The organism is Brevundimonas sp. VNH65 (assembly GCF_049445955.1).
Classification (GTDB): Bacteria; Pseudomonadota; Alphaproteobacteria; order Caulobacterales; family Caulobacteraceae; genus Brevundimonas.
In genome coordinates, this window is record NZ_JBMSDX010000014.1 from 42551 (window position 1) to 56315 (window position 13765).

Annotated in this window: 14 protein-coding genes; 5 read left to right on the forward strand and 9 right to left on the reverse strand. The window is 59.2% G+C overall.

Annotated elements, in window-relative coordinates; genetic code table 11:
- The first annotated feature begins 404 nt into the window (after positions 1 to 404).
- On the forward strand, positions 405 to 992 hold the full coding sequence (locus ACO2Q1_RS16270) for a tyrosine-type recombinase/integrase (RefSeq protein ID WP_423330533.1): 588 nt from the start codon (positions 405 to 407) through the stop codon (positions 990 to 992).
- A gap of 25 nt (positions 993 to 1017) precedes the next feature.
- Here the strand turns inward: ACO2Q1_RS16270 and ACO2Q1_RS16275 are convergent, their stop codons facing one another.
- The 8 genes from ACO2Q1_RS16275 to ACO2Q1_RS16310 form a co-directional block, all read right to left on the reverse strand.
- Complete coding sequence (locus ACO2Q1_RS16275; protein WP_423330534.1) at positions 1018 to 1524, reverse strand: hypothetical protein; 507 nt, start codon at positions 1522 to 1524, stop codon at positions 1018 to 1020.
- 2 nt (positions 1525 to 1526) lie between these two features.
- Positions 1527 to 2492 (reverse strand): MobQ family relaxase, encoded by a 966-nt coding sequence (gene mobQ, locus ACO2Q1_RS16280; RefSeq protein ID WP_423330535.1) that lies wholly within the window; start codon positions 2490 to 2492, stop codon positions 1527 to 1529.
- 306 nt (positions 2493 to 2798) lie between these two features.
- Entirely contained in the window at positions 2799 to 3311 is a 513-nt protein-coding gene (locus tag ACO2Q1_RS16285; RefSeq protein WP_423330536.1) for a hypothetical protein, read from the reverse strand.
- Positions 3312 to 3334: 23 nt separating this feature from the next.
- Complete coding sequence (locus ACO2Q1_RS16290; RefSeq protein WP_423330537.1) at positions 3335 to 4924, reverse strand: TraM recognition domain-containing protein; 1590 nt, start codon at positions 4922 to 4924, stop codon at positions 3335 to 3337.
- A gap of 11 nt (positions 4925 to 4935) precedes the next feature.
- Positions 4936 to 5232, reverse strand: coding sequence for a hypothetical protein (locus ACO2Q1_RS16295; protein WP_423330538.1), 297 nt, complete (start codon positions 5230 to 5232; stop codon positions 4936 to 4938).
- Positions 5225 to 5440 (reverse strand): hypothetical protein, encoded by a 216-nt coding sequence (locus ACO2Q1_RS16300; RefSeq protein WP_423330539.1) that lies wholly within the window; start codon positions 5438 to 5440, stop codon positions 5225 to 5227. Before ACO2Q1_RS16300 ends, ACO2Q1_RS16295 begins: the two co-directional genes overlap by 8 nt.
- 60 nt (positions 5441 to 5500) lie before the next feature.
- Positions 5501 to 5776: a hypothetical protein gene (locus ACO2Q1_RS16305; RefSeq protein WP_423330540.1), complete on the reverse strand. Its 276-nt coding sequence runs from the start codon at positions 5774 to 5776 to the stop codon at positions 5501 to 5503.
- Between the two features lie 54 nt (positions 5777 to 5830).
- The gene (locus tag ACO2Q1_RS16310) at positions 5831 to 5989 is read right to left on the reverse strand and encodes a hypothetical protein (RefSeq protein WP_423330541.1); all 159 of its coding nucleotides are present in this window, start codon (positions 5987 to 5989) and stop codon (positions 5831 to 5833) included.
- Between the two features lie 609 nt (positions 5990 to 6598).
- Here ACO2Q1_RS16310 and ACO2Q1_RS16315 point away from each other — a divergent pair.
- Positions 6599 to 9247: a tetratricopeptide repeat protein gene (locus tag ACO2Q1_RS16315; protein WP_423330542.1), complete on the forward strand. Its 2649-nt coding sequence runs from the start codon at positions 6599 to 6601 to the stop codon at positions 9245 to 9247.
- A gap of 18 nt (positions 9248 to 9265) precedes the next feature.
- Here ACO2Q1_RS16315 and ACO2Q1_RS16320 read toward each other — a convergent pair whose 3' ends face one another.
- Entirely contained in the window at positions 9266 to 9832 is a 567-nt protein-coding gene (locus ACO2Q1_RS16320; RefSeq protein WP_423330543.1) for a hypothetical protein, read from the reverse strand.
- Positions 9833 to 10318: 486 nt separating this feature from the next.
- Between ACO2Q1_RS16320 and ACO2Q1_RS16325 the strand changes: the two genes are divergently transcribed.
- From ACO2Q1_RS16325 to ACO2Q1_RS16335, 3 genes are read left to right on the forward strand one after another with little or no spacing between them, the layout of a single operon-like run.
- Complete coding sequence (locus ACO2Q1_RS16325) at positions 10319 to 10579, forward strand: FitA-like ribbon-helix-helix domain-containing protein (RefSeq protein WP_423330544.1); 261 nt, start codon at positions 10319 to 10321, stop codon at positions 10577 to 10579.
- Positions 10576 to 10989 carry a PIN domain-containing protein gene (locus ACO2Q1_RS16330; RefSeq protein WP_423330545.1) on the forward strand — a complete coding sequence of 138 codons (414 nt, stop codon included), beginning with the start codon at positions 10576 to 10578 and terminating at the stop codon, positions 10987 to 10989. Before ACO2Q1_RS16325 ends, ACO2Q1_RS16330 begins: the two co-directional genes overlap by 4 nt.
- 20 nt (positions 10990 to 11009) lie before the next feature.
- On the forward strand, positions 11010 to 13646 hold the full coding sequence (locus ACO2Q1_RS16335; protein ID WP_423330546.1) for a hypothetical protein: 2637 nt from the start codon (positions 11010 to 11012) through the stop codon (positions 13644 to 13646).
- The last annotated feature ends 119 nt before the right edge of the window (positions 13647 to 13765 follow it).

A 13765-nucleotide genomic window follows, 5' to 3' on the forward strand; every position in this document is an offset into this window, starting at 1 on the left:
GGCGGTGCCACTGCCATTGCAGTTGCCGCAGGTTCCGAAGATTCCTCGGCCGGAGCCGCCACATGAAGAACATTGGGCGCGGCCAGTGCCGTTGCATCGGCTGCAAGGCTCGAAGCCCGCGACTAGAGGCGACGTCCCTCCCTCAGGATCGTGGATGCCCCCGAAACACATCGACCTGTCCTTTCATGAAGCGACAGGATCGATGTAACACTATGGAGTATTCTGTTGCGCAGAGCGCGTTGATTTGGAAGAACTAATGGACACATGGACCAATACTCGACAACCGCAAAAACAACCTGCAGAATCCGCTCTGAACCCAGAGCCAGCGCGGGTTTGAAGCGGAGCAGGGCTTGCACCACTTTACTCCATAGTGTTTCAGCCGCCGCCGTTGCTGGGTGGCGGCCATGAGGTCCGGCCCCGATCCGGCCAGCCTTCGTGACGAGCAGGGCCAGCGCCGTTATCTTTGCGGGAATGAGCCGCGCCGCTTCCTCGCGGCGGCGGCGCGCATGGACGCCGAGAGCCGCGCTTTCTGCCGCCTGCTGCTATTCACCGGTTGCCGCATCAGCGAGGGCATCGCGCTTCGCCCCGACCGACTGGACGCCGAGGCGGGGCGCGTCGTCTTTCGCACGCTCAAGCGGCGCAAGCTCACCTACAGGGCTGTGCCGGTGCCCGCTGATCTGATGCGCGACCTGCGCCGCCTGGCGCGCGGCAAGCGGCCCGACGAACCGCTATGGACATGGAGCCGGACGACGGCATGGCGGCGGGTGCGCTGGGCAATGACCGAAGCCGGAATCGCTGGACCCCACGCCATGCCCAAGGGGCTGCGTCACGGGTTCGGCATTCTCAACGCCGAACGCAACGTGCCCCTGCCGCTCACCCGCGACTGGATGGGCCACGCCGACATCAAGACCACCTCTCTCTACCAGCACGCGGTCGGCCGCGAGGAACGCAGCTTCGCCAAAAGACTGTGGCGGGGCATGGGTGACGGTTAGAGGTCGCCCCGCACGCTTAGGGCGTTCATTGCCCGGTGGGTTCACCGCCCACCTTCATGATCGAGGTCACCACCGGCCCCTCGGTGGGACCGGGCCAAACGCTTGCGGCGTGTTCCTGGATCACGGTGACAATCCCCTGCTTCAGGTGTCGCGCAAGGGTCGAGAGGCCGTGACCCTGGATCATGAACTGCCGCGATCCGAAGTCCAGTGACAGCATTCGATCACCGACATACTCGACGGCAAGAAGGCTGGGATAGGGCAGTCCCCAACCCTGCCATAGGCCGGATCGCGCATCGAACCTACGCAGCCCAAGCATCATCGCTGGACGCGAGCGCCCGCGCTGCAACAGCCACGGCCGGTATTCGCGCGCCACGCCGTCCGACGACTCGTCCTCCATCGCGGCATCGTCAGGGATGGATGCCGCCGCCGGCGCATCCGGCGGCGGCTGGCCGTCACGGCGCGGCGGCTCGAACATGGCGCGCCAATTGCCCATCTTGTTTACGTCAGGTTCCCACGGTCCTTGATTGGTCATCGTCATCGCTCCAGTTCGGGTGAAAGGGGTGGCGGCTCGCGCGGCGGCGGTTCGCGCGCCGGAGCCAGTCTTTCAACTTGTCGGTCGAACCAGTCATGGAACCGCTGGAATGTGCGTGTCGCCTCAGCCGCGATTGGCGCTTGGTCCAGCCGCGCGAAGGCGTCCTTGGCCCGTTCCTCGACCGCCCGATAGAAGCGCGCATATTGAAACTGGCCCCACCGTTCCTGCATCACGCCGCGCAGTTCCTTGAGGTGATAGGCCAGCCGCAGGGCAGGCTCAGGAAGCCGCGCGAGCCCGCGTTCTAGATAACTGCGCCGGTCGATGCGTTCCGCCGATCCGGCGCGTTCCAGCGCGGCGTTGGCGGTGCTTTCCCAATCCTCGCGGCACCGCTCGTAGTAGGCCGCGCTGTTCCAGCTATCGGGGTTGCTCTCGACCAGCACAGGCCGACCATCCGGCTGCGTTCGCCCGGATGGCTCGGGCACCATGTCGTGCCGAGCCTTGTCGCCGAACCCTTCCGGGGTCAGTGGACGCATGGTAAGCATGACGTGCGCGTGGGGTTGCGATTGACCGTCGCTGGCGACCTTGTCGTGCCAGCACACGTCCGCGACCATCCCCTTGGACACGAAGCTGCGCTGGACGAACTCCCGCACGACGGAGATCCGCTCCTGCGGATTCAGTTCGCGCGGGATCATGATGCGAAGCTCGCGCGCCGTCTGTGAATCCCGCCGACGCTCCCGCGCATCCACCATGTTCCACAGCGCCTCGCGGTCCAGACCGTGCGTCCAGGCCGGAGCATCGCTAGGGATCAGCAGCTCTGTATGGATCACCCCGCCTTTGCGTGAGTAGTCGTGCGTGATGCCCTGCCGCGCATCGTGCAGACGTTCTGAAGCCCGATAGGCGGCAGCGGCCACGACGGACTTGCCAGCCGACCGCTTGATGACCTGAACCCGCATCGAGAACAGGGCCATCTCACACCCCGCCCGGAATCATAATCCCTCTCATTTCCCGCAAGGCTAGAAAAGCCAAGAAAGCCTGAAGTGTGCACAGATACGTCGCAACCACGACGTGCACCCCTGCGGGAGGCTTTCGACATCCTAGTATGGCGGGGATCGAGGTTAACGATTTCCTAATGCGGCCCGTATACACACTGTTTCCAATGGTGTTTGTGGGGCGGGCGATGGGGCGTTTCGGCCTGTGACGGAGGCGGCCGGACAGCGGCGTAACCTCGCCTGTCGGTTGAGTTTTGGGCCGAGCGGGCTGGTGGCGGTGCACGCTCATCGGTCGATCAGCCGGTGGCAGTAATCGGGCATGGCCTGATAGGCGGCGACGAGCGACGGCGCCCGCACCACGGGCCGGGCGCAGACCGTCACCACATGCTCTTTGGCGCGCCGCTTACGCTCGGTCGTCTTGCCGCGTCGGACCATCCGCCACAGCAAGATGGCGCAGCCGACCCCGGCGACCAGCGCCATCCAGCCCAGCGACAACCCATAGCCGGGCTGATCGACGTTGACGGCCAGGTAGACCGCCGTCAACGCGATGGTGACGACGGCCAGCGCCTTACGCCATCCCCTGGCCGCCCGGCGCGGCTGTTGTCCGGCCATGCCATCCCAAGCGCGTTTCCACGCCCGGTAGCCGTTCATGTAGTCGTGCGCCTTGCCCGCCCAGGCCATAAGGATGAACATCGGGATGAGCAGCACGATGCCTTCGCCGCCCGACTGCCAGCAGCCGTAGAGTAGGGCCAGGCCGGCCAGCCACACGCCGGTCGTGACCAGCGGGTGCCCGAGCACACGCACATTCAGCGGCGGCTCCCTCATTGCCGGAACTCCACTTGCAGGAAGTTGGAGCCGGACGCCGCGAAGCGATGCCCGGCCTGATACCAGATCGCGGACACGCGGTTGCCGTTGGTCGGACCGCCGGTCTTCAGCGCGCGGGCAAAGAAGCCCGGCTCGATGATCCAATCGACCTGCTCGCTGTAGCCCCAGCTCGTGCCGTGGTTATTGCCGCCCGATTGGCCACGGCCCCAGTTGTCCCCGCCGCCTTGCGAGCCGGTCGAGGACCAGGGCGGGGCGTCGCCCGCGAACCCACCCAGCGGCGCACCGAAACGGTTGGGCGGGGCGTTGTGGTTCCAGCTTGTGCCTTCCCCCATGTTCATCGAGTAGCCGGTGTTCGTGCCTTCGCTTTCGTTGAAGGTGCCCCGCCGCTGGATCGCCTTGCCGATCTTGCGGCTGAACCATTCGTTGGTCTCCGCGCAACCCGACGAATGCAGCACGATAGTGGCGAAGTTGCTGACCAAGTGGTGTGCCCGGTCATGGGGGTGATCGCCGCCAATTTTGGCGTAGAGCGTCGGAAGGCTCTGCGTCGCCATGACCACAGCCACCCGCGACGACCGGCATTGCGCCATGAACTCCGCATCGTTGGGCAGCAGGAAATTCTGCGCCTCGTCGGCGACGATCGCCACCGGGATCTCGCGCAGGTGCGGAGCCATGCCGTTGCGGGCAAGCAGCACTCGTTGCGTCATGAACTTGAATAATTTCTGGGCGATCGCTGCATCCTCCCCGTGCGTCTGCACCGGGAAATTCATGACGATCACCGCGCCCGACAGCAGCAGTTCCGGGCAGATGGTAGTGTCGCCGCAGAACATCGACGCCAGCCAGCCCTGCTCGAACCGCGATAGCGCCGTGGTCAGTGAAATGCGGATGTTGCCAGCGGTCTTGGCGTCGAGGCGGGCAATATCGTCACGCCAGTAATTCAAGGTGCGTTCGGCGGTCGCGTCGTCAAACCCGGCCGGTTGCCCAGCCCGCATCCGCTCCATCGCCATCATGGCGAAACCGAAGAACGCCGCGTCCTTCTGCCAGTCAGGATCGCGCATCTGCTCCGGCGAGGTGGGCGCGCTGCGGATGAATGCCAGAACATCAGCGATCCGAACCGTGCCTGTCGCAGCGAAGATCACCGGCACCGTCGCGCGCAGCATTTGCAGCACGGAGTCCGTCCAGAATTGTTCGCCAGAGCGTCCTGGGTTCGGGCCGGAGCTGCGAACCATCTCCAGCACCGCCATCAACACGTCGATGACGTTGTTGATGTTGCCGCCGCGCGCCAACTCGTGCGCCAAGAAATTGTAGCTACCGTTACTGCCGGTCCAATCGATCAGCGAGTCCGAGCGCCCGGCTTCCCGGCAGTAAGCTTTGATCGCCTCGGCATCCTCGGGCTTCGCGACGCAGAACAACGCGCCAAACCCAACCCGCAACATGGCGCGGATCATATGCGCCATTGTGCCGCTCGACTTCCCGGAGCCGGTGGTGCCCAGCACCAGGGTGTGGGTCAGCGCCGTCCTGATGTCCCATCCATCACCGCGTGACAGTTGAAGCAACGGTGCATCGAGCACGCCTGTCCGCATGGCCATGACATGCCTCCCTACCGCTCAATGTCATGTTGCGTGGGTTTGTGACCGGGTGCCTCACGGGCGGGCGCATCGCGCGCCGGATCACCGGGGGCCTGTCCGGCCTTCTCCGGTTTCGGCTCGAAGAACGCCTTGTACTGTTCGTGCATGAGCCGCAGGTGCTGAGGGCTCGGGATAGACCCCTCAGCCGGGCGGCTCCCGAAGCCCGTGTAGTCGGGCTTCTCCAGCTTGCCGAACCAGCCCTCGGAGATCAGGCGCTCCCGAACGTCGGCTACCGCCGCGCCGAAGCTGCGAATGAAGGCGTTATTCATCGAACAGCGCCCCGCATTCCAGGCAACGCCAACGCTTGCGAACGAAGTTGGCGATCTTGACTACGGAGAGTGCGCCGAGCAGTCCGGCCGCGATGCGTGGACGCCCGAAATGCCGTAGCTGACCGGCATGCTGCGCGGCCTCCACGAACAATTCTTCCTCGATCAGGTTCGAGGCGACATGGCTGCCGCCGCAGTTGGGACAGGTCATCATCGGTTTCCTTGAAGAAGGGCGCGGACGACCGGATGCGGTCGCCCGCGCGGAAGGAGTTCAGCGGAAGGTGTGTCCGCAGTTCGTGCAGCGTTTCTCGCCGCCGCCGGGAAGTCGTTTGTAAATTTCGTTGCCGCCGTTGCAGATCAACACCGCCATCTTGAGATAGCCGTGCGGGTGATTGGCGGCGGCTTGTTGCTTCAGCCACTGATTGAAGGCGTAGTTGGCGTGGCGGGTGCTCGGCTCGCTGGACGTAGTTTTACCGCCGCAATGTGCGCAGGCTGGATAGAACATCGGCTTTTCTTTCGGAAAAACGGCGCGCAGGTTCCCCTTCACGCGGGAGGCCCGCGCGCCAGTTGGTCATTCGATTGTGGAGTTAGTTAAAGGCGGTCAGCTACAGCCGCCGCAACAACCGCCGACCTTCGCGCCGACAGCCGCACCGGCCGGGCCGGCAATCAGCCCACCGATGATGGTGCCCAGCACGATGCCGAACGCAGTCTTGGCGACCTGCGCGCCGACGGTGTTCTCGGGCTTGTCTTTATCGTCCATGTTTCTCACCTCCTCTCCGCTTGGCGGCCTCACCGTGAGGCCGATGCGCAAAAGGTGCATGGGAGGGGCAACACGTGGAAGAAAACGAGCGAAAATGGACCGAATGCCATTGAAGACAGCCGGTTAAGTCGCCTTCACCTTCTGGCCTCAACGACCTCGGGCGCGAGGCGCTAGCGATAAAGCGTGATCCACGACCTCTTCTGCTTCTCGTAGGTCGGAGAATTCTCGAAAGGGTTCCTTGTCCAGGCCCAGAAGGCTCTCAACCTTCCGAACCTTCTCGGTTTCGTCAGGCGTGCGCCCATCCTCAATCATTGCAAGAACGTAATAATAACTATCATCATCACGAAAGCATAACTTAAGTTCTATATTAGCACTTGCTGGGCTAACCCCAAATCGGTTGGCCAGATCAGCAAGTTTATTTAGTATCCAAACCTCACCACTGAACGCCATACGCCTCCACGACTTATTAGATATATCTATCTGGCATAATTACTGTTGTGTCCAGAATTTTTACCTCCGGATGCCCGATCTTCTCATATCTGCCTCCATGCCTTAGAAGGATCACAAGGCGATCTTTGGGGCGGGAGGACCAGGGCGGTGGCTACGGGAGTGGAGCACTCGACCTATCCTCCCCACTACCCGCAAGATGGGACATATGCCGACCTGCTCTGTTGGCACATGGACTATTGGGGAACCCGTCCTACCGGCAGCACACTCGTCAACGGGGAGCCTTGGGGCAAAAAGGAACTTCGCCAGGCAGCATTTGGCAACAGTTCTGCCTCAGAAAGCACTCGCGTTGGTTTGGGCCACTGGCAGGGGCTAGGAAGTGCGCCTAACCAATCAAACGGCGCTCGAATTCAAGACGCCCTCTTTGGCAAGAACCTTGATTTTCAAATCTGGGCGCATGACCTCGAACATGCGAGAAAGAATTGTCAGGGGGCAGGCAATAACAGGCGGACGGTCGAGTTTCCGGATCCGCCTCCGGTCCCACCCAAATTCGAGTCGATTCCGAACTTGGCGCCCCGTTTCATGGGGCGCGACGGCGAGGTAGGTGCGCTGGCCTCTGCGCTGGCGTCGGCAGAGGGTTCGATTGCAATCTTGATTCAGGGCGGTCCGGGTATCGGCAAGACCGAACTGACCAAGGCCATAGCCCGCCATGCCGAGGTCGTTGAGCGGTTTGGCGCAAACCGAGTATTCGTCCGGCTGGAAGCAGCTCCAACTGCCGTCGAAATGCAGGAAGCTGTCATTCGCGCGCTCGGTTGCGATCCCCAATATGGTTTGCGGTCTGCGTTGAATACGCTGCGCGACAAGCAGACCCTTCTCGTCCTCGACAACCTCGAAACCCCATGGGAACCGCCCAGCGAGCGAGAGGCGACCAAGGCCACGCTAGCGGATTTGGGGGCGGCTGGATTGAGTGTCCTCGCTTCATTTCGTGGGCGGGAAGTGGTGGGCGGCCTTCGTTGGGCGCACGATCCTGAGATTGAACCTTTGTCGGGTGCGCTTGCAGCCGCGCTCTTTACGGATATCGCCGGGCAGGAAGTATTGGGCGACCCCTACTTGGACCGGTTTGTCGAAGCGCTGGGAGGCATCCCCCTGGCTATCGATCTTGTCGCCCGCCAGGCCCACGCCGTGAAAGACTTGGTATTATTATGGACGGAATGGGAACGCATCGGCGATGAACTCGCCAAAGACCCGGATTTCGGGGAGGACAGACTTACCTCTCTCCCCCGCTCAATTGCGCTCTCTTTAGCGTCGGTAAGGATGGGAGAAGCGGGCGATGCCTCCTACCGCTTGTTTAGCTTGCTTGGCTGTCTACCAGCGGGCCTAGCTTCGAGCGATTGCACCGCTCTGATCGGAGAAGATGCGTTCAACGCGAGGGGGCGACTTCTTCGTGTCGGGTTAGCAATCCAGCGCGGTGATCGAATCGACCTGCTGCCTCCTATTCGAGAACACGCTCGCCGAAATCGAAAGCCAACGGGCGCTGATCGGGAGCGTTGGGTCGAGCATTTTATTGCAGCTATTGAAGGTCTATCTAGCGGAGGCATAGCACCTGGAGATAGAAATCGGATATTCGAAATCTCCTTGGAGTTTCGGAACATTGAAGCTGCGATTTTTCACAAAATTACAACAGACAAAATTTTTGAATCCCCAGATATTCTATTAGAATTCCTATCACTGGTGAATGCGATAGGGGGGAATACAATAGTATTTATTACAGCCGCAGATATTTTTGGCGATCATGGAGACGTAGAGCTTCGTACGTTCTGCTTGCAAGCTCATGGAGAAATATCCCTATACCATCTAGACTACGAATCAGCCATGCGGGCCTATGTTGAAGCAATTAACGGATATCAGCAATCCGGAGACCGATTAGGGGAGGCTAATTGCCTGTCAGGAATTGGAGATGTTCTTGCGTGTACCAATAATTTAGATTCAGCTATATCGTATTATAACGACGCAATAGAAGTATTCCGTTCGGAATCAAATCTAGCTGGTGAAGCTAAATGCACTTGTCGTTTAGGGTATGTCGAATACCTATTGGGCAATTTAAGCGCCGCAGAGAGAAACTATTCTCTCTCCTTACAAATTTTACCAGGCGACCCTCCCTCGTCTATATCTGCAGCCAATTACATTGGTATAGGAAAAATATCTCTTGCAATTTTAGATTCAAATCGGGCCAAAGCAAGTTTTGAGAATGCTCTCTTATTATATAAAGAGGAGGGATTTCAAAAAGGAATAGCCGATGCCCTCACTGGACTTGGTGATGTTGCATTGGCGTGTAATAGTGATGCCAAATCTGCCTATCATATTTACAAAAAGGCAATTCCATTTCACCGGAGAATTGGCAATATAGCGGGACTGGCAGGTTGCCTTCAAACCTTTGCCTCGGCGGCGCTTCGCCTTGGTGATCCGGTCGCCGCGCGAGCGGCTTATGAGGAAGCCCTACAGCTTATCCATGAAGCGGACCTTGTTCACGGAGAGGCGGGCATTAGCTATGGCATAGCTGAAATAGATCTATTCCAAGGTGACTACATAGCTGCGTCTAGGGGGTTTGGGGAATCATTTGAAGCATACAAAAGAGCGGGGTGGGATTTGGGAATGGCAAATTCATTATCAAGCTTGGCCGAATGCGCCATCGCTTCTAATGACCACATATCCGCGAGAGATTTATACCAGAGGGCGGCCACTCACTATGAAAAAATTGGAAACGTAGAACGAGAATCGCACTGCATTGGTAGAATGTTGTATTTGGAATAATTTGTATATTAAAGAGAGCTATATCTCTGAAGTTACATCCATACAAATTTGACAAAAGCGATTAATATTTACCTCCATAAGGCCAGAAACAATTCTATCATGTAATCCAAATACAATGATATGGCCTTCGTTGTCGCATCTGAAACCAATCATTTCGGCGTCATGCTCATTAATTGTTGAGAATGATAGCATCATGTATTCTAGGCATTTGTGAAGACTGATCTCGACCTCCGGTATTCCGTCTGGTTTTACGGTCGATCCTAACGGGGCTGTGAAAACTGCCTTTATTTTTTCAACTTCGGGTATAGGGCCGAACCATTTGGCCGCCTTCCGTTCGAAGGTTGTCCATTCTGTTCTTCCCGCTTTTTGCCCAATCTCCATGCGGATTCTTGCATGCGGTAACAATTCACTAACAATTGTAGAAAGTGTATGCCATGCCTCGGCGCTTATGATTTCGTATTGTCTAGTGTTATTCTGACTCCAACGCCTAGCAAAAATCAAACAAAGATCGTCTAGTCGATAGATATCGTCTCGGATTTTTTCCACTATCTCTTTTGGGTCTGTTAGGCCGTCACTTCTAGGCATGTCTATCCACCAGAACTGTAAAATTGATGCCGATTTTGCTTCCTACTAGATGATTCTAGATACGGCTCGACCTGTTCAGCGACGCGCTGCCTACCGGGATTATGGATGGCTCTCCAAGCTACGAAATTCGAAGGGAACAGGACAAGGCGTTGCCTTTCGGCCCGCGCTCTACTCGCTGGCGCTCCCGGAACCGCCGAGGGCGTTTCCGTCATCCGGGGACGATCCCTAACGCAAAAGGCCGGGGCGCTGCCCCTGGTGCGCTACGGAGCGTCGTCCGCCCGGCTTCCTTCACCTGCGGCTCCGTGCAGCCGGTTCCCCGCGACAATATCCCTCTGCTTCCTCACACGGTTGCCACGGCGAGCAAGTGCAATGAAGTCCTACCATAATGCGAGAAGGGCACAGATCGAGGGCGCAGCTATTATATGATCTCATTGACCGCATTGCGATCACTGTGGTATAAAACAAGAACAAACCGTGAGGCGTATCATGGCCAACCTGACCATCCGCAACATCGACGACAGCGTGAAAGAGCGCCTGCGCCTGCGCGCCGCCATGCACGGGCACTCGATGGAGGAAGAAGCGCGCGTCATCCTCAAACGTGCGGTCGGCGGCCTCAACGGTCCCGGCCTTTGGAAGCTGTCGCGCCAGTTGTTCGACGGCGATCAGGGGATCAGCCTCGCCTTGCCTTCCCGCGACGCCGACCGTCCGGCTCCTGATTTCAGCGGTGACGATACGAGCGCCCGTTGATCGTTCTCGACACCAATGTGCTTTCGGAGTTGATGAAGCCCTCACCCGACGCCTTTGTTCGTGACTGGCTGACCCGCCTGGGTGATGTGCCGATGGCGACCACCGCCGTCACCGTCGCCGAAATCGAGTTCGGGTTGCAGCGTCTGCCGCAAGGGCGGCGCAGGGATGGGTTCTACGCCAGCTTTGAAACCTTCATCGCCGCGCTCACTGTGCTGCCGCTGGACGACGTGGCGGCGCGCGAGGCCGGACGGTTGCGGGCGATACGCGAGGCGGCTGGCCTGCCCTCTCAACCTTCCGACATGATGATTGCGGGAACCGCCGTGACGGCGGCAGCGGTGCTGGCAACACGCAACGTCCGCGACTTTGAAGGGCTGCCGCTTCAGATCATCGACCCTTGGCGGTCACACTGACATAAAGGAACGAGGGTGCGATGCGATTGGAGGAGTACGAGCGCGTAGGTAAGGCCACCTACGCAGGCTTGGCCGAAGTGATCGGAAAAATCCTCTCCGCCGCCATTGCGGCCGTTCCCGATCTTCACCCACAACAGGTTCAGCATCGCGCGAAAGACACTGCCTCCCTCCGAAAGAAGCTGGCGCGTTCCGGTGCGGCCGAAGCGGATGAGATTGAGCCGCATGCCAAGGATTTGGCAGGCGCACGGGTCATTTTTTACACCAACTCGGACGTCACCCGATTTCAGAACTCTGGGATACTGACGGACAATTTCGAGGTGGATTGGGAGCGCACGCGCTTCCACCATCCGACCGACGCTCAGGCAGGCGCCAGCGAGCTGTTCGTCTCGAACAATTATGTTGTTCGCCTGAAAGACGAACGGGCGGCGCTACCGGAATACGCACAGTTCGCAGGGCTGTGGTGTGAGGTCCAGGTTCAAACCACGCTCAATCATGCCTGGGCCGAAATGGCCCACGACACCATCTACAAGAAACCGCAGCTTACCGGCTTCGGTAGCGACCTGATGAAGGGCATTGAGGTGCGCATGGCGGCGATCATGCGCGATTATCTCGCCCCCGCCGGCTACGCCTTTCAGAAAGTCCTGAGCGATGTGGAGCGGCTATCTCGCGGACAGGCGCTGTTCGAGCAGGGCGTCGTTCAGTCCATCGAAGACGCAGCGACGAACAACGATCTCCACCAGGCGCTGTCGAACTTCCATTCTTCCGTGCTGCCCTACTACGACGATTGGCGTGAAGGATCGGGCGAGATTCTTCAAGCGGTGGTGCGCGCCGTTGCGCGGAGCCGGTCGATGCCCGCCGAACCTCGCCAAACTCCATTCGGCGATCTCGAAGGCCGTTCATCCAAAGACGTAGCGCGTGTCGCCGCGTCGATCATTGAGGATCTTCGCTTTGTAGATGTGGATCAGACGTTCGACCTGATCTGCTCCCTTTATCGGGGAGCGGAGGGTGAGGAAGCTGATGCCTGGATAAAGCTGGCTGGCGAATTGGCCAAACATCACATGCACGTCTGGCAACAAGCAGGGCCAGTGGTTCAGGGCATGTTGATGGATCGCGTGATGGCTTTCTCATCGACAGATAAGGCGGCCTTGAGGCCAATCATCCTGGCCATTGTTCGCGAAGTGTTTGCGACGGACTTGAACGGCACCACTTCCGAGGGAGATACGATCACCTTCCATAGTGGCGCAGTGGTCGCTAGCGACGCCTTGCGCCAGATGCGAGCCGACGCGCTGGCGCTTGTCTATGGCTACGACGTTCCCGACCTTACCGAGGAAGAGCGTAACGAACTCATCGACATTCTGCGGGCGGCCATGGCGATGCCTTCCTACAGGCGGACTGTCGCTCCGGAATTGGGCGCAATCGTTTTGTCGAACGCTGCCGAGGTCGTCGCGTATTTCACAAAGAGCAGCGGCCAGTGGTCCTATGAGCGCCGCCAGAAAATCGAAAACCGACTGCTTTGGAAGTATCGCAACTACGGTGGGTCCCCGCCCAAAGAGCAGACAAACGATGAGCAGGAAGCGGCCCGCAAGGAGATGAATGCGGCCATTCTTGAATTCCGTGACGTAGTGAACAGGGACCACGGGTTCACAACATACAAGCTCTTGGTTGGGTTCGAGTCCGTTTTCCCGCCAGCATGGGACGATCCGGAATTCGACCACGAGAAGGAAGAGCCATACCGGGTCGCCCAGATCGACACGCTGATTGAAGGCATCGACAACGAAAATGCCGCCGAGTGGCTGGGCGTCATTCGGCGCTGTGCAGCGACCAAGTCCAACGACTTGGCGACGTTCCCCTCCTTCTCAGGGTTTCTCCAAAGCCTGTCGGCCAGAAAGCCCGACATCGTGTTTGGCTACCTTGCCGAACTTGATCCTCGCCTCGCGAACTTCCTGCCATCGTTCCTGTTGGGCCTCGCGCAAGGTTCTGCGTGGGATCAGGCCGAGGCGCAGCTTTCCGCATGGATCGCGGAAGGAAAGTTCCTCTCCGACATCACCTTCTCTGCAGCCAGCGTCGATGCCATGAGCCTCGATTTGCTGGATGCTGCGCTCGACGCTGCCATCGCTGCTGATGACGAGCCAGCGATCCTCAATTCAGTTCGCTCAATTAGTTGGCGCGAGAAGGCAGGCGACATCGACCGGATGAAGGAAATGTTCCTGAAAGCGGTTGGCTGGCTCGCCCGGCGCGAAGAAGCCCTGTGGCATCACTATTGGCGTTCTCGAAAAGACAATTCCCTTCTAATGGCATCCCTGTCCGCCGACGAGGCGGCATCGGTTCTTGATTCCCTGGTGATCGCCCCGAAAATTGGCTCTTCTCTTCAGTGGGTGTTGGCAGATGTGGCGGCGGCTCACCCACAGGCCGTTCTCGACTATGTGGGCAATCGCATTGCTCGCCGCTTCGCGGATGGTCGCCGTCGGGACTACGATGCCGTGCCTTATGATCTCCATCGCCTGGACAAGGTGCTGGCGGCACACGCCGACCTTGTCGTAGCGAGTGCACGCGCTTGGTACGCGCAGCATCCCGACTACTTTAGCTATTACGGCGGGAAGTTCGTCGAGATCGTGTTTCCTGCGTTTTCGGCGGAGTTGGAAGAAGCCATGACGTGACCCCCGTTTCTCATCCAGCCATAACGAGAGTCCTGGGTTGATCTGAACTGGGGTTGTTGGGGTTGGCAAGAGGCCGGTCAGCGCAGCCCCCAACCAGCGCAGCTGACCGGCCGATCTGT